The 15,259-nt window shown below is 59.6% G+C and carries 14 protein-coding genes; 6 read left to right on the forward strand and 8 right to left on the reverse strand.

Annotation, left to right across the window (positions count from 1 at the left end; genetic code table 11):
* Positions 1–144: 144 nt before the first annotated feature.
* From ACR0JN_RS12260 to ACR0JN_RS12270, 3 genes are all read right to left on the reverse strand, one after another.
* Positions 145–846 (reverse strand): response regulator transcription factor, encoded by a 702-nt coding sequence (locus tag ACR0JN_RS12260; RefSeq protein WP_480885929.1) that lies wholly within the window; start codon positions 844–846, stop codon positions 145–147.
* Positions 843–2,711: a PAS-domain containing protein gene (locus ACR0JN_RS12265; RefSeq protein ID WP_480885980.1), complete on the reverse strand. Its 1,869-nt coding sequence runs from the start codon at positions 2,709–2,711 to the stop codon at positions 843–845. The genes ACR0JN_RS12260 and ACR0JN_RS12265 overlap by 4 nt, the downstream gene beginning before the upstream one ends.
* 131 nt (positions 2,712–2,842) lie before the next feature.
* Positions 2,843–4,372 (reverse strand): alkaline phosphatase family protein, encoded by a 1,530-nt coding sequence (locus tag ACR0JN_RS12270; protein ID WP_480885931.1) that lies wholly within the window; start codon positions 4,370–4,372, stop codon positions 2,843–2,845.
* 212 nt (positions 4,373–4,584) lie between these two features.
* Between ACR0JN_RS12270 and ACR0JN_RS12275 the strand changes: the two genes are divergently transcribed.
* Genes ACR0JN_RS12275 through ACR0JN_RS12290 form a run of 4 tightly spaced genes read left to right on the forward strand, consistent with a single transcriptional unit; the run spans position 4,585 to position 8,501 of the window.
* Positions 4,585–5,709, forward strand: coding sequence for an ABC transporter permease (locus tag ACR0JN_RS12275; RefSeq protein ID WP_480885933.1), 1,125 nt, complete (start codon positions 4,585–4,587; stop codon positions 5,707–5,709).
* Between the two features lies 1 nt (position 5,710).
* Complete coding sequence (locus tag ACR0JN_RS12280; protein ID WP_480885934.1) at positions 5,711–6,526, forward strand: ABC transporter ATP-binding protein; 816 nt, start codon at positions 5,711–5,713, stop codon at positions 6,524–6,526.
* A gap of 5 nt (positions 6,527–6,531) precedes the next feature.
* Positions 6,532–7,848, forward strand: coding sequence for an MlaD family protein (locus ACR0JN_RS12285; protein WP_480885935.1), 1,317 nt, complete (start codon positions 6,532–6,534; stop codon positions 7,846–7,848).
* Between the two features lie 23 nt (positions 7,849–7,871).
* Positions 7,872–8,501 carry an ABC-type transport auxiliary lipoprotein family protein gene (locus ACR0JN_RS12290; RefSeq protein WP_480885936.1) on the forward strand — a complete coding sequence of 210 codons (630 nt, stop codon included), beginning with the start codon at positions 7,872–7,874 and terminating at the stop codon, positions 8,499–8,501.
* Between the two features lie 27 nt (positions 8,502–8,528).
* Here ACR0JN_RS12290 and ACR0JN_RS12295 read toward each other — a convergent pair whose 3' ends face one another.
* Complete coding sequence (locus tag ACR0JN_RS12295) at positions 8,529–10,109, reverse strand: FMN-binding glutamate synthase family protein (RefSeq protein WP_480885938.1); 1,581 nt, start codon at positions 10,107–10,109, stop codon at positions 8,529–8,531.
* 205 nt (positions 10,110–10,314) lie between these two features.
* Between ACR0JN_RS12295 and ACR0JN_RS12300 the strand changes: the two genes are divergently transcribed.
* Positions 10,315–10,716 (forward strand): fluoride efflux transporter FluC, encoded by a 402-nt coding sequence (locus ACR0JN_RS12300; protein ID WP_480885940.1) that lies wholly within the window; start codon positions 10,315–10,317, stop codon positions 10,714–10,716.
* On the forward strand, positions 10,713–11,075 hold the full coding sequence (gene crcB / locus ACR0JN_RS12305; RefSeq protein ID WP_480885941.1) for a fluoride efflux transporter CrcB: 363 nt from the start codon (positions 10,713–10,715) through the stop codon (positions 11,073–11,075). Before ACR0JN_RS12300 ends, crcB begins: the two co-directional genes overlap by 4 nt.
* Before the next feature lie 17 nt (positions 11,076–11,092).
* Here crcB and ACR0JN_RS12310 read toward each other — a convergent pair whose 3' ends face one another.
* From ACR0JN_RS12310 to ACR0JN_RS12325, 4 genes are read right to left on the reverse strand one after another with little or no spacing between them, the layout of a single operon-like run.
* Entirely contained in the window at positions 11,093–11,419 is a 327-nt protein-coding gene (locus tag ACR0JN_RS12310) for a cytochrome o ubiquinol oxidase subunit IV (protein ID WP_480885942.1), read from the reverse strand.
* Entirely contained in the window at positions 11,412–12,044 is a 633-nt protein-coding gene (locus tag ACR0JN_RS12315; RefSeq protein WP_480816227.1) for a cytochrome c oxidase subunit 3, read from the reverse strand. Before ACR0JN_RS12315 ends, ACR0JN_RS12310 begins: the two co-directional genes overlap by 8 nt.
* A complete protein-coding gene (locus tag ACR0JN_RS12320; RefSeq protein ID WP_480885943.1) occupies positions 12,041–14,131 on the reverse strand; it encodes a cbb3-type cytochrome c oxidase subunit I in 2,091 nt (696 codons plus the stop codon). The genes ACR0JN_RS12315 and ACR0JN_RS12320 overlap by 4 nt, the downstream gene beginning before the upstream one ends.
* Entirely contained in the window at positions 14,128–15,090 is a 963-nt protein-coding gene (locus ACR0JN_RS12325; RefSeq protein ID WP_480885945.1) for a cytochrome ubiquinol oxidase subunit II, read from the reverse strand. Before ACR0JN_RS12325 ends, ACR0JN_RS12320 begins: the two co-directional genes overlap by 4 nt.
* Positions 15,091–15,259: the final 169 nt, after the last annotated feature.

Here is a 15,259-nt window from a genome sequence, read left to right on the forward strand (position 1 = left end):
AACGTGCCGTTCCGCTTTTCGGGCGCAAAAAAGGTGTGCCCTACAGACGGGAGTATTGACCGGCTTCGCTCGGTCTGACTTGTTGCAAGGACCATTCATCGTGTCGGGCGTGCCGAAGCACAGCCTCATCCAATGATCCTTTGCTCAAAGCCATTTCACATCGCCAAGGAAGATATACCCGGCCCCATAAATAGTTTTGATCAACCGAGGGTTTTTGGGATCTTCACCCAACTTGGTGCGTAAGCGTGAAATCCGCACATCCATCGCCCGATCGAAGCTTTCGCCCGCCGCGCCCCCCAGTGTTTCCTGCATCTGGGCGCGGCTGATCAGCCTTTTGGGGCTTTCCAGAAACAGCCGCAGAACTTCGCCTTCTGCATGGCTGAAGGTTGTTTCGGCCCCATTCTCATTTTCAAGGGCATACCGGTCGAAATGGGCGGTCCAACCATTGAACTGCGCCACATCAGAACGCGCAGTCCGCGCCTGCGGCGAGCGCAATCTTGCACGGATGCGCGCGACAACTTCAGCCGGGTCAAAGGGTTTGGTGATGTAATCGTCCGCCCCCAATTCAAGCCCTGTCACACGATCCTGCACCTGAGCGCGACCGGAAATGATAATGACCGCAGCCCCTTGTTCCAGCGCCAGCCGGTGAACCAGGGCCAGCCCATCCGTGTCCGGCAGGGACAGGTCAACCAGACACACATCGGGTGTGACGCTGTTCAGCGCCGCCTCAAATTCTCGCGCTCGCGAGAAGCTCTGTGTTCGAAAGCCCGCATCTTCGAGCGTATCCGTAAGAATCCGTCGAATTTCGGGCTCATCGTCGAGGATGGTCACCAGCGGTTGGGTCATGAAATCGTCTCGGATCGGATCAGGGCGGATAGCTGCGCCTGTGTAAACGGTTTTCGCAACACTGGCGCAAGGGTAAGCGCCTCGCGATACAGAAGGTCCGAGGGCGGCAGCGATGTCATCAGGATGCAGGGCAGCCCCGACCCAATTGATTTCGACAGATCAAGCCCTGTGCCTTTGCCCTCCAACAGAACGTCGGACAATACCAAAACGATGTCTTCCACATCCCGGGCCAGCGCAAGCGCCTCGTCAACGGATGTCGCTTCGATCACCGAATAGCCCTGTTCGACAAGCATATCCCGGAACTGACCGCGCAGGTCGGCATCGTCTTCGACCAGCAGTACCAGTCCGTCCTGCACCGGTGGCGCAGGTCGGTAGGGCAGTCGCAGAACGACGGACGCGCCGGACGGTGTGTTGCGCATATTCAGGCCTCCACCAGCCAGCTTGACCGTGTCGTAAACCATGGGCAGACCCAGCCCCGAACCCTCGCTGCCTTTGGTGGTGAAGAACGGGTCAAGCGCCTTGTCCAACGCTTCGGACGAAAAACCAGGCCCGGTATCGGATACGGCGATCTCGATCCAGATCGTTCCGACGGCATGGGCGCTGATTGTAATCTGACCGGTGGTCCCGCAGGCATCCCGCGCATTCAGAATAAGGTTTAGAAGCGCATCCTGCAGCATACCGGGATCCAGCATCAGCACCTGGTCAGGCAGGTTGTTGACAACAGACAAACCCATGCCGCGCGGAAGGGACGGGGACGCAAGAACCCGCAGATCTTCAAGCAGGCCCTTCATGTCGGTCGCCTGCGGCTGAGGCGTTCGATTTCCCGTCATATCCGCGATGCGGTTCAGCAGTTGCCCTCCGCGCCGTGCGGTCTGCTGTGTTGCGGCGATCAGTTCTTTCGCATCTTCCGGCAGATCCATACGGTCCAGCCTGGCCTGCATGCCCAATATGATGGTCAACAGGTTTGAAAAATCATGCGCCAATCCGCTGGTCATCTGCGCCGCCAGCGCGCGACGGCGGGTCTGTTGCAGGGCAACCCGGGCCTGGGTTTCTTCGGTGATATCCACCGACATGACATACACCCCTCCTGCCCCGTCGGGTGTGAACGAAACCCGGATGCGCCGCGCGTCATGATCTTCGGTGAATTCAAAGACCGAGGTTTCACCGTCATACGCCTTTTGCAAATGCGGCCCGACCCGCGCAAAGGCATGTGCCCCCAATGCGTCCGAGATATGCATGCCGAGGATATCCGAAGGACGGCTTGGCAGAACCGAACTGAGGCGACGATTGGAGTAATCATAGCGCCCCTCTTCATCCAGATGGGCGATATGGGCGGGCATCATCTCGGTCGTCATCCGCGTGCGCGCTTCGATTTCGGTCAGTTCGCGCTTGGCCTCTTCCAGCGCCGCGTTGGTGGCAGCCAATTGCCTGTTGGCCGCCGAAAGCTCCTTGGCGTGGCTGAGAACCCGATCGGATAATTCTTCGGACCGGGCCCGCAGCAGGTCTTCGGCGCGTGTGGTGCGGGTAATGTCGGTGTAAACCGCGACCCAGCCGCCTTGCGGTAACGGCGCACCCTCGACCGAGATAACCTGCCCGTTCGCCCTGACCCGCTCCAGGTAATGCGGTTCGAACGCCAATGCCTGCGTGACGCGCTGATTCACGATTTCCTCGGCATCTACGTCGCGACCATATTCGCCACGCTCCGCGATGTGCCGTATTGTGTCGGCAAACAGCGCTCCGGGCTGTACAAGCGCGTCCGGCAGATCAAACATTTCCTGATAGCGCCGGTTGCTGACAACAAGGCGCAGATCGCTGTCATAGATCGACAAGGCCTGCCCGATCAGGTTCAGACCGGCGGTCGTCATCGACTTCACACGCTGCTCAGAGATGTTCAACTCAACCCTCCGCTGGCCAAGGCGTAGCATCAGAACGGATGCAGGTGTAGAGGGTCCGGGGCAGGAAATCCATTCGGCCCAAGTTTGCCCGCACGCCTCGACTAATACCTGGACCGGAACGTCGCTCCATGCTCGGTGATCGAGTGCAGCGACAGGGTGTGATCCATATTCCGCATCCGGTGCCGCAACATCTGCCGCCCCAAACGCGCGAGGTCTGCGGAAAATTCGGGCTTTTGGGCTACATTCTCGAACTCTCCGCTGCCCTGATGGTCGAACAGAATGGGCGGCAGATCGGCGGCGAATTCAATCAGGGTGAAGCGGTCATCGCGCAGAATGCCCAGACAGGACTCGCTGTTCCCCGTGCCCAGCCTTTGCTGCCACAAGGTCGGCTTTTCAGGTTTCGAAAAATCCAGTTCGCTGAAGGAATAGCTGCGCCAGTCTTCGGGTGTGTTTCCCTGCAGTAATGGCAGCAGAGATCGTCCATCCATCGCGTTCGGGACCGGCTGGCCCACCCAGTCCAGAATGGTGGGCGTTATATCGATGGATTCCGTCGGCACCGCGACCGAGGCCCCGGCCTGCGCCTGATTGCCCGGCATGCGGATCATCAGCGGCGTGTGATAGGCCGCGTCAAAGACCGTCATCTTGCCCCAGCTGTGCCGATCCCCCAGCATCTCTCCGTGGTCCGCCGTGATCACCAGCAGCGTGTCGTCATATTGACCGCTGTCCTTGAGGTACTGGATCACCCGACCGATATGGTGGTCGACCTCGGTCGCCAAACCCAGATAAACGGCCCGCAAGGCGCGGATGTTGTCATCGGTCGGGTCAACCTCAGAAAATCCGTGCACGAAGTCTCGGGCGGTTTGGGTATCAAGCGCGGGCCCGAAAAACGGGTGCAGGTCGCGTTCTTCCTCCTCACCGAGCCGCGCAGGCAGCGGCACCTGTGCCGGGTCATACATGTCGTTGTAGGGCGCGGGCGCGACCAGCGGCGGATGGGGGCGGATATAGGTGAGGTGCGCGAACCAGCCCTCTCCCCGGCGCGGCGCGATGTTGCGCAGGAACTCGTCGGTCAGAAAGGCTGTGTCGCTGTGCTCGGCCTTGTACAGCGCGGGATCGTTCAACCTGGGCGTACCGCCTGTTGGAGACACGGGTTTGTAGACGTCCCAGTAGGTGTCGAAACTGTATCCCTTGTCCATCAGATAGGCCTGCCAGGGATAGGATTCCTCGAGCCGCATTTCGAGGACTTCGAGAAAGCCGGTCATCGGCTGTTCGTAGGACCGGAGCACCGGGTCATTCGGATCATGCACGCGCGGATCTGCCGAGGTATCGGTATAGCCAAAAAGCATCGGAAAATACCCGGCCTTGCGCATCTCGGTCGCGATGTTTGGCGTGTCGTGGCGCAGCGGCGTGCCATTGCGCACAGACCGGTGATTCATCGCATATTGTCCGGTCAGTATCGACGCGCGCGACGGGCCGCAGGGGTTCGTGACCGAGAAATGGCGTGTGAAAGTGACAGCCTCGTCCATGAACGCCCGCAGGTTGGGTAACTCCACATGCTCCGCCAAAGCACCGTTCAGGCAATCGGCCCGCAATTGGTCGATGATTATGAACAGAACATTTCCCGCGTGATCCATGAAATCCCCGATTCCGCACCTTTTTTCGACGCGGACTTTGGAGCGGTTCCGACGCCCGCGCAACAGAATAGTCGGACCGTAATTCAACTGCGCATCCGAAAGGGTGCCCGACCTCTGACCAGTGTCGCCCAGACGCAATCTTGTTTGGTCAATTCCCGGTTGGGCCACATAAACCCGTTGCAGCGCAACCGTGTTTCACTTCACATGTCCTCATGACGGCACCGACGATCACATCCGAGCAAACCACCGATGGCACGTACGTGCAGATCGCGGGCGAAATGCTGACGCGATCCCTGGCCTCGGTCGAGGCCGCCTTTGCCGCCGTGCGCCCTGATACAGGTCAGGTCACGCTCGATTTGTCGGATGTCGAAACGCTGGACACAGGCGGGGCCTGGCTGGTCGCCGATCTGGCGCGGCGGTTTACCGCGAAAGGCGCACAGTTGCAGTTTCAAGGCGTTCAGCCAGCCCATGCGGCGCTGATCGATACCGTCTCGCAGAACATCCCCGACGACGCCGGAACCCTCGCCCCGCCGCGCAGCTTTACCGACTGGGTTGAACATGTTGGCGAGCGAACGGCCGGGGGCTGGAAAGACACTCTGTCCATGCTCGAATTTCTGGGCCTAACGCTCCACCGGCTGGCGCGCACTCTTGTCATGCCCTGGCGGCTTCGCCGGGCGGCGCTGGTCACACATATGGAGGAGACAGGGTTCAAAGCCCTGCCCATCGTGACCCTGATGGGCTTTCTGATCGGCGTCGTACTGGCCTTTCAGGGGGCCACGCAGTTGAAACAGTTCGGGGCCGAGATTTTTGTGGTCGAGTTGATCTCGATCTCGATCCTGCGGGAATTGGGTATCCTGCTGACCGCCATCATCGTCGCGGGCCGGTCGGGTTCGGCGTTTACCGCCTCAATCGGGTCGATGAAGGTGCAGGAAGAGATCGACGCGATGCGCACCCTTGGCCTGGACCCGATTGAGGTGCTGGTCATTCCGCGCGTGCTGGCCCTGCTGATCACTCTGCCCATTCTGGGATTTGTCGCGGACATAGCCGGTCTGTTCGGCGGCGCATTGATGAGCTGGATTGATCTGGGCGTCAGCCCCGGCATGTTCATCACCCGGCTGAACGAAAACACCGATGGCTGGCAACTGGCAATCGGCCTTATCAAAGCGCCGTTTTTTGCGGTGACCATTGGTGTAATCGCCTGTTGGCAGGCGATGCAGGTCAAGGGATCGTCGCAAAGTGTGGGGCAAAGAACCACCGCTTCGGTCGTACAGTCGATCTTTATGGTGATCGCAATTGACGCGCTGTTTTCGATCTTCTTCTCTGAGATCGGCGTCTGATATGGACGGCACGGTTCAACAGCAGACGGCCCAGACCGACGCGCAGCGCGAGGCGGTGATCCGGGTGCGCGGGCTGAGAAACCAGTTCGGAGAGCAGGTGGTTCACGACAACCTGAATCTCGATGTCTGGCGGGGCGAGGTGCTGGGCGTCGTCGGTGGATCAGGGACCGGCAAATCGGTGCTGCTGCGTACGATTGTAGGGCTGAACAAACCGGCTGCGGGCAGTATTGAAGTTCTGGGCGTCGACGTGCTGAACGGCCCCGAGGCAGACAGGCGGCGGATCGAACGGCACTGGGGTGTGGCCTTTCAGGATGGGGCGCTGTTTTCCTCGCTAACTGTGCTGCAGAACGTCATGGCCCCGCTGCGCGAACATACCGGGATCAGCGAGAAGCTGATGGAGGCGCTGGGGGCGCTGAAAATCAGTCTGGTCGGGTTGCCGCAACTGAGCTGTGGCAAATTTCCGTCGGAACTGTCCGGCGGCATGCGCAAACGCGCGGCCCTGGCGCGGGCGCTGGCCTTGGACCCCGAGATCGTGTTTCTGGACGAACCCACCGCCGGATTGGACCCCATCGGGGCAGCCGCCTATGATGAGTTGATTGGTGAGTTGCAAAGCGCGCTTGGCCTGACGGTTTTCATGGTCACGCATGATCTGGACAGCCTTTATGCGATTTGCGACCGCATTGCGGTACTTGCAGAAAAACGCGTCCTGGTTGAAGGTCCGATAGAGGACATGACCAAGGTCGATCACCCTTGGGTTCAGGAATACTTCACAGGCCCCCGCGCCCGCGCGGCGCAAGAGAAGGGGCAGGACAGGTAAAGGCAATGGAAACCCGGGCGAATTACATTCTGATCGGCGCGTTCACCCTTGCGGGTATTCTGAGTGTGTTCGCCTTTTTCCTGTGGCTCGTCAAATTCGAGGTGACCCGCCAGTACGCCTATTACGACGTGCTGTTCGACAATGTCTCGGGTCTGTCCGCCGCTGGCGGTGTCAGCTTCAACGGCCTGCCGGTCGGACAGGTGATTTCGCTGAATCTGGATGAAGACGACCCGTCGAAGGTCCGGGTGCGTATCGAAGTGGATGCGGATATTCCGATCACGGACCAAACGATTGCCCAATTGCAGTCACTGGGCGTGACCGGTGTGGGCTACGTGGAACTGACGGGCGGGTCCGCCTCGGGCGAACGGCTGCCGCAGGACAGTGTGATCAAAAGCAAGCGCAGCACCATACAATCCCTGTTCGAAGGCGCGCCCAAGGTGCTGGATGAAGCGGTCTCGCTACTGGAAAAACTGAACTCGGTGGTGGATGAGAAAAATCGGCAGTCGGTGTCCGAGATTCTGGACAATTTGGCCTCTGCCACGGGGCGGCTGGACAAGACGATGACGGATTTTGAGACCGTGTCGGGCAATATCAGTGAAGCAGCCCAAAATATCGGTAATTTCACGAAACGCCTGGAGCCAATGATCGAAACGGCTGAGACCACGCTTGAGACCGGGACCGAAACGCTGAAAAGCGTCAAGACAGCTTCAGAGTCCGCGAAAGGGGCGTTGGATCAGGCTCAGGAAACGCTGCAAACGGCCAATCAGGTCATCGCCGAAGACGTCCGACCCTTTATCGAAAAAGGCTCGCAACTGGCGGAACGGCTGACCCGCCTGTCGGACGAAGCCAGCGTGAGTCTGGGGGTGGTGACCGAAACCGTCCTGAACGCCAACACTACGCTGGGCTCGATCACCGCGACGATGGAGTCGGCTAAAGCGACGCTGGCCTCGGCCCAGCAAGCGTTTGATACGGCCAACCGGGTGATTGATGAGGACGTTGCACCAGTGGCAGAAGATATCCGCAATGCGGCCAATCAGGTGGCCGAGACCGTTTCGAACATCACGGACAAGTTGGATTCGATTTCCGACAATGTGCTCAGCGCCTCGAACTCGGCATCCGAGCTTTTGGGCACCATCGACGGTATCGTGCAAGCCAACCGCCGTCAGGTGTCGGATTTCCTGCGCGTGGGTCTGCCGCAGTTCGTCCGGTTTATCGAAGAATCCCAGCGGCTTGTCATCAGCCTTGATCGCCTTGTAGACAAGGTCGAGCGTGACCCGGCGCGCTTCCTTCTGGGCACCCAAGCATCGGAGTTCCGTCAATGATAAGGCCGCTACTCATACTCCTGATGTTTGCAGCGCTTGCCGGGTGTACCGGTCTGGATACGCTCAGGCAAGCCTCGAAACCAAATGATCTGTATCTGCTGACGCCCAAAAGCACGTTTTCATCTTCGCTGCCGCGCATTCGGAAGCAGATCGTCGTGCAGGAACCGACGGCAACGGCGGCGGTCAATACCGATCAGATCGCGATTCAGCCGACGGCACTGCAGGTACAGTATCTGCCACAGGCCCGATGGGTGGACCGCGCGCCGCTCATCGTTCAGGCGCTGCTGGTCGAGAGTTACGAGAATTCCGGGAAAGTGGCCGCTGTTGGCCGCTCGATCGTTGGTTTGCGGGCTGATTATGTGATTGTCCCGGACCTGCGCGAATTTCAAGGGATCGTAGTCGGGGAAAACGCAGACTCGAAAACCGTACGGGTCGAAGTGCGCATGAACATCAAGATCATCGACGAATACGAAGATAAGATCATCGCATCCGATTCATTTCAGGAATTTGTGGTGTCGGCCAGCGACAAGACAGACGATCTGGTCGAAGCCTTTGACATCGCCCTCGGCAAAACCATGCGGGACGCGGTGGAATGGAGCATTCGCAGAATCAATACGCACGCCGCGAACAATCCGCGTTCGTCGGCCAGTTAAGCGGTGCTTTCAATCTGGATCGTCGGATCAGAAATGATCTGCCGAGGCCCGATTCCAGTCCGCCGCGAATTCGTCAGGAACAGCATCCGACAACAAAGCGCCCTCTTCGATGAAGGTGTACAGTTCAGCGTAAGACCGCTCGCGCTCATCCGCCGTGCGGCGGCGGATATCCCCCGGACGCAGGTCTGCGACCCTTTCCTTACCCATCGCGCCCAGCAGTTCGCGGAAACTTTCCAGCGTGGCGTCGTGAAAGCGATGCACCCGCTGGCGTTTTTGCAGCACATTCACCGCCCGCCCCCGGATCGGGTCCTGCGTTGCCACGCCGGACGGGCAGCGGTTCGTGTTGCAATGCAAGGCCTGAATACAGCCGACCGCAAACATCATGGCCCGCGCCGCGTTGCACATATCCGCCCCAAGGGCGAATTTTTCGACCATATCATAGCCAGTTGCCACCTTGCCCGAGCAGATGATGCGGATATTGTCGCGCAAACCGACCCCGCGCAGGCAGTTGTTCACAAAGATCAGCGCCTCATTCAGCGGCATACCAAGACGGTTGGTGAATTCGACGGGGGCAGCACCCGTGCCGCCTTCGGACCCGTCAATGGTGATGAAATCGGGCAGAATGCCGGTCTCTAACATGGCTTTGCAGATCGCCATGAACTCGGACGGTTGGCCGATACACAGCTTGAACCCGATGGGCTTGCCGCCCGACATCTCTCGCAGATGCTGCACAAAGTGCATCAGGCCGGTCGGGCCTTCGAATGCCTTATGAATGGGTGGGGAAATGACATCCTGATGCTCGGGCACGCCGCGGATTTCGGCAATCTCCTTATCGACCTTCGCCGCAGGCAAAACCCCACCGTGCGAGGGTTTGGCCCCTTGTGACAGCTTGATCTCAATCGCCTTGACCACATCCTTTTTGGCCTTTTCGGCAAAGGCGTCCTTGTCAAAACCCCCGTCAGCAGTGCGGCAGCCGAAATAGCCGGTGCCGATCTGCCAGATGATATCTCCGCCCTCGGCCAGATGATGCGGAGACAACCCGCCCTCGCCCGTATTGTGGGCAAAACCGCCATCCTTGGCCCCGCCGTTCAGGGCCCGGATCGCATTGGCGCTGAGCGCCCCGAAGCTCATGGCCGAGACATTCAGCCGCGACGCGTCATAGGGCTTTTCGCATTGCGGGCCGCCAAGCAGGATACGCTCTTCGCTTTCGGGCACTTCCTTGGGGGCCAGAGAGTGGTTGGCCCGGTGATAGCCCACGGTCATGATATCGTATTGGGTACCGAAGGCCTGCGTATCCACCTGCCCTTTGGCGCGGGAATAAACCAAGCCCCGGATAATGCGGTTATACGGACGACCGCTTTCGTTGGTCTCAACAAAGTACTGCCGGATTTCCGGGCTGACAAATTCCAGCATGTACCGGAAATGGCCCAGCACCGGATAGTTGTTCAGAACGTTATGCTTGGTGGTCAGCATGTCATAAAGGCCGATCACGGCATAGGGCACCAGAAAGATCAGCAGCCACCATGCAGGCGCCCAGAACACGCCCCAGATCACCACCAGCGGCAGACACACGTAACTCAGGAAATAATAGAGCCTGCGGACAATCATGCCTGTTCTCCTTTTGGGGGCGCCGGATGGGCGTGCCTGTGTTGACAGGCCCACCGTGAAGCAACAGGCCGTTTGATTGCAAGCGTTTGTGCACCGCGTTGCTGCGACCAGCGGAATTGTGAAGCGCTGTTAAGGGGTTGGGCCCGGTTGATACGACGCAGGGCAACCGGTATGCCGATGCTGACGCACAACAAGGCTGAACCCGTTGGCAGAACCTGCATTCAAAAGCCGAACCCTGATGTTTCTGGCGGTTTTCATCGGCGGAGCCATCGGGTCGCTGCTGCGCGAGGCGTTCTCGCTGGAACTGCCCGGCCTGCCGTTCCTGACGGCAACCTTCGGCATCAACGTGGTGGCCTGTTTTGTACTGGGCTGGCTTTATTCCGTGCGCCACCGGGTGCATGCGCATGTGCTGCATCTGGGGGCGGTGGGGTTTTGCGGCGGGCTATCGACCTTTTCCTCGTTCGTGGCCGAGTTGGAGCGGCTGGCAGAAAGCCATGTCTGGGCCGCCTCAGCCGCTGCGGGGTTTGAAATCGTCTTTGGCCTTGCCGCAGCGATTCTGGGCGAAGCCCTGGGCCGACGGTTCCATTCCGGACGAGGTGCAGATTGACCGAGCTTTATCTGCACGCAATGTTTGGCCTCGGGGGCGGTCTGGGCGCGGTTCTGCGGCACTGGCTGGCCCTGAAGGTCAACCACGATCTGCCGTTTTCCACATTGATTGTGAACGTGCTGGGCAGCCTATTACTGGGGCTTTGGATCGGGTATCTGGGCGGGCCGGTCGAGATGGGCGAGGAAGAAAAACGGCTGGTCTTTGGGTTTTGCGGGGGCTTCACCACCTTCTCAAGTTTTGCCTATCAATCGCTGGAACTGCGCCGGGAACGCACACTGGCGTTGGCGGCCGGCAACATCCTGATCAGCCTCGCCCTGTGCTGGTTCGCGCTGTGGCTTGGATTGACCCTGACGCGTTGACCCCATTCTGCCGCCAGCTACATCGCGTGCATATGCATGCGGATCGCCAGATTGCCCATGATCCAGACGGTCCCGATGATGATGATCAGCAGAACAAGTGTCGAAAACAGGATCAGGTCCAGATCCTCGCGGCTGCTGCGGCGGCGGTCGATATGCAGGAAGTAAACCAACTGAAAGATCAGTTGCGACAGCCCCAGCAGGCTGAGGGTCAGGTACACGCCGATTGTTTCGATGCCAAAGGTATGGGCGATGCCGAACATCGCCAAGGTCAGGACCAATGAGCCGCCATAGCCGATGACATACCTCCGACGCTCGCGCCGGTGCATTTCGGTCCGCTTATCCATAGGTGAGCCCTCCGAAATAAACGATGGTGATGATGCCGATCCAGATCAGATCAAGGAAGTGCCAGAACAGCGCCAGCCGGACCACGCGGGACATCAACAGATCGGTCAGGCCAAACACCCTTAGCTGTATCCCCAGGACGATCAGCCATAGGCACCCCGCCGCAACATGCAGGCCGTGCAAGGGCACAAGGCCGTAGAACGCGGACAGGAATCCGCTACGCTGCGGGATGCCGCCCTTTTCGGCCATGGCCATGAAATCGCGAATTTCCAGCACCAGAAAGCTCAGGCCCAGAAGCAACGTTATGCCGAACCACAGCACAATGCGTGCGCGGGGCAGGTTGTATTTTAACGCCAGCATGGCCAGCCCAACGGTCAGGCTGCTGGTCAGCAGGATCATGGTCTGGGCAAAGATGCTTTTCAGGTCGAACAGCTCATGCGGCCCCGGTCCGCCTGCCTGCGCGTCGATCATGGTGATGTAGATGGCGAACATCAGGCCGAAATATACCAGATCGCTCATCAGAAAGACCCAGAAGCCGAAGGTAACGACCTCGGACGCCTTGTCGGCGCTGGCGTGATCCTCGCCCAGATTGATGCCGGGATAGCTGTGCTTGGGTGCGCGCCTCATGTCACGGCCTCCATATCCGGGCGGGCAAGGCCGCGGTTTTCCGGGGCGGCCTCGTGGTCGCGGTCCACGGCTGCGGTGCTGTGGACCAGCGCCAGCCAGGCTTCGTGGTCCTTACGAACCTCTTCAGCGGGGATGATGATTTCGGTGCTGGTGTCGAAGCTCCAGATGATGATGGCGAGGATCATGGCCACGGTCATCAGCGCCGCCAGCCACCAGATCCACCAGACCAGCGCGAACATCCAGACACCGCTGAGCACGCAGAGGATGAAGCCAATGCCCGTGTTCCGGGGCATTTCGATATCCTCATAGGCATCCGGCGTTGGGTAAGCCGTGCCGCGTTCCTTGGCGGCGGCAAAGTCGTCGCGGTCGGTGACTTGCGGGATAATCGCGAAGTTATAGGGCGGCGGCGGCGACGGGATCGACCATTCAAGCGTCCGCCCGTCCCACGGATCGCCTACGGGCACGCGGGTTTTCTCGCGGTCGCGGATACTGACCCAAAGCTGGATCAGGATCGAGAAGAGCCCGCAGGTAATCACCAGCGCGCCGATGACGGCGGTGATCATATAGGGGTGAAAACTAGGGTCCTCCCAACTGAACGACCGGCGCGGCATGCCCATCAGACCGACGAAATAAAGCGGCATGAAGGTTAGCAGGAAACCGACGGTCCAGCAGAAGACCGAGACGCGGCCCCAGAACTCGTTCAGGCGGAAGCCGAAGGCTTTGGGGAACCAATAGTTGAACGCCGCGAGCAGGCCAAACAGCACGCCGGGCAGAAGCGCGTTGTGGAAGTGGGCCACCAGAAACAGGGTGTTGTGCACCTGATAGTCGACGGTCGGATTGGCCAGCACCACACCGCTGAGCCCGCCGATGACGAACAGCATCAGGAAGGACAGCCCGTAGAGCATCGGAACCGAGAACCGAATGCGCCCGCGCCAGAGCGTGGCCATCCAGTCATAGACCTTCACGCCTGTGGGGATGGCAATCAGCATCGTCGCGATGCCGAACACCGCGTTGATCAGCGCGCTTTGGCCCATGGTGAAGAAGTGGTGCAGCCAGACGGTAAATGACAACACCGCAATCGACATGGTGGCAATGACCAGCGAGTTGTAGCCATACAGGCGCTTGGCCGAGAACGTCGCAAAGACCTCGGAATAGATGCCATAGGCGGGCAGGACCAGCAGATAGACCTCGGGGTGGCCAAACAGCCAGAACAGGTTGGCATAGTTCATCATGTTGCCACCAAGGTCATTGGTGAAGAAGTGGAAATCCAGATAGCGGTCGGCGGCCAGCAAAAGTGCGGCGACGCCAAGCGGCGGCATGGCAAAGATGATCAGGATCGAGCTGCAGATGATTGTCCAGCAATACATCGGCAGCCGCATGAACTTCATCCCCGGCGCGCGAAGCTTGTAGATCGTCACCGCAAAGTTGATGCCGGTCAGCGTCGTTCCGACGCCTGAGACCACGATGGCCCAGATCCAGTAATCCGGCCCCACACCTGGATTGAAAGCTGCTCCGGTATAAGGCGGATAGGCAGTCCAGCCCCCGGTCGAGAACTCACCCACGACCAGTGACACCATCAGCATCATGCCTGCCGAGACGGTCAGGCCGAGGCTCATCTGGTTCATCACCGGGAAGGCCACATCGCGGGCACCGATCATCAGAGGGACGAGGTAGTTCGCCACGCCAAAGACAAAAGGGACGGCCACGAAGAACACCATGATTGTGCCATGCGTGCTGAACAGTTCGGCGAAATGTTCCGGTTCAAGGAACCCATCCCCCGGCCCTGCGGCCTGTTGCGCGCGCATGACCACGCCCTCCAGCACACCCCGCGCCAGCATCACGATCGCAAAGACGATATACATGATGCCGATCTTTTTGTGATCTGCGCTGGTCAACCAGTCACGCCAGAGCGGCCCCCACAACCGGAACCATGTCAGCAGCCCGACCACGGCGACAACGCCCACGATCACAATCGCAGCGGCGGCGTTGGCGATGATCTCATTCGCGCCGGGGTTCTGGATCAGACCCGCGACGGGAAACGCATCCCATGTCAGGCGGCCAAAGAAACCGGTATCGGCAGTGGTCATTGGCTAGCCTCCTGCCCATAGGCGGTGGTTCCGGGTTGCTGGTCCTGCGGCAGAGGTTCGCCGCTGTGATAGCGGTGCAGAATGGAGTGGAACAAATCCCCCTCTTCCAGCGTAAAATACAGCGCATGCAGCGGCATAAGCTCGGTTCCCAAGGCCGCCTGCACCTCATCCCGGTCGGTGCGCATGGCGAGCGTTCGGTAAGTCTCATCCGTCAGGGGGATGCCGTGGGTGCGCACGCTTTCAACCCAGGCGTTGAAGTCCTGAGGCTGCATGGCTTGGGTCAGAAATTTCTGTTTGGTGAAACCTCGGCCATTATATTGCGTGTTTTCGCCCTGCATGGTTTTGGGTGCGTCCGCGACCAGATGCAGTTGCGTGGTCATCCCCGGCATCGCATAAATCTGCCCCGCCAGCGCCGGAATCATGAAGGACTGCATCACCGTGTCCGTCGTCAGAGTCATGGCGACCTGCTGCTTGATGGGAATACCCAACTCGCCCACGCTGGCAATGCCCAGATCGGGGTAGATGAACAGCCACTTCCAATCCAAACCGACGACCTGCACCCGTAAAGCGGGCTCCTCGCCGAAAGGCGCGGTGTAGGGGTCGAGCCGGTGGGTGGCCTTCCACAGATAGAAGGACAGAATGGCGACAATCACGACCGGCACGCCCCACATGACGAATTCCAATGGGCCCGAGAAATCCCATTTGGGTCTGTAGGCTGCCCCACCGCCCTTGCGGCGGCGATAGCGCAGCGCGATCAGCGGCACCAGAACCAGAACCGGCACAACGGCGATCATGATCAGGGCCGTCGCCCGCAGCAGATGGGTTTTCTGCACCGCCGCAATCGGGCCTTGCGGGTCCATGAAACTGTCGCTGGCTCCAGCCCCCTGGACCGAGGCCAGAAGAACCATCATAGCCAACAGTATCGGACCCCAAGCTGGGGACGTTCTGATCGTGGCCATGCCTGACGGTCCTCTGCTACTGCCGGTTGCGCCCAACTATCGGCAGAGACAGGAAATTTCTCAAGGGCTTTTCGTAACTGGTGATTGCCGAATTCGGCGGACACTCAACTTCGAATTTAAGCCTGCCGGGCATACGGTATGTTCGCCGCTTTCAGTTGACTTGTTTGCT

The sequence above is a fragment of the Ruegeria sp. G12 genome (genome assembly GCF_056533565.1).

Bases quoted from the DNA above. Each gene is read 5' to 3' on its own strand.
- ACR0JN_RS12320 (WP_480885943.1), bottom strand. From the start codon at position 14,131: ATGACCACTGCCGATACCGGTTTCTTTGGCCGCCTGACATGGGATGCG.
- ACR0JN_RS12260 (WP_480885929.1), bottom strand. From the start codon at position 846: ATGACCCAACCGCTGGTGACCATCCTCGACGATGAGCCCGAAATTCGA.
- ACR0JN_RS12285 (WP_480885935.1), top strand. From the start codon at position 6,532: ATGGAAACCCGGGCGAATTACATTCTGATCGGCGCGTTCACCCTTGCG.
- ACR0JN_RS12270 (WP_480885931.1), bottom strand. From the start codon at position 4,372: ATGGATCACGCGGGAAATGTTCTGTTCATAATCATCGACCAATTGCGG.
- ACR0JN_RS12280 (WP_480885934.1), top strand. From the start codon at position 5,711: ATGGACGGCACGGTTCAACAGCAGACGGCCCAGACCGACGCGCAGCGC.
- ACR0JN_RS12275 (WP_480885933.1), top strand. From the start codon at position 4,585: ATGACGGCACCGACGATCACATCCGAGCAAACCACCGATGGCACGTAC.
- ACR0JN_RS12290 (WP_480885936.1), top strand. From the start codon at position 7,872: ATGTTTGCAGCGCTTGCCGGGTGTACCGGTCTGGATACGCTCAGGCAA.
- ACR0JN_RS12265 (WP_480885980.1), bottom strand. From the start codon at position 2,711: ATGACGACCGCCGGTCTGAACCTGATCGGGCAGGCCTTGTCGATCTAT.
- ACR0JN_RS12325 (WP_480885945.1), bottom strand. From the start codon at position 15,090: ATGGCCACGATCAGAACGTCCCCAGCTTGGGGTCCGATACTGTTGGCT.
- ACR0JN_RS12315 (WP_480816227.1), bottom strand. From the start codon at position 12,044: ATGAGGCGCGCACCCAAGCACAGCTATCCCGGCATCAATCTGGGCGAG.
- ACR0JN_RS12295 (WP_480885938.1), bottom strand. From the start codon at position 10,109: ATGATTGTCCGCAGGCTCTATTATTTCCTGAGTTACGTGTGTCTGCCG.
- ACR0JN_RS12310 (WP_480885942.1), bottom strand. From the start codon at position 11,419: ATGGATAAGCGGACCGAAATGCACCGGCGCGAGCGTCGGAGGTATGTC.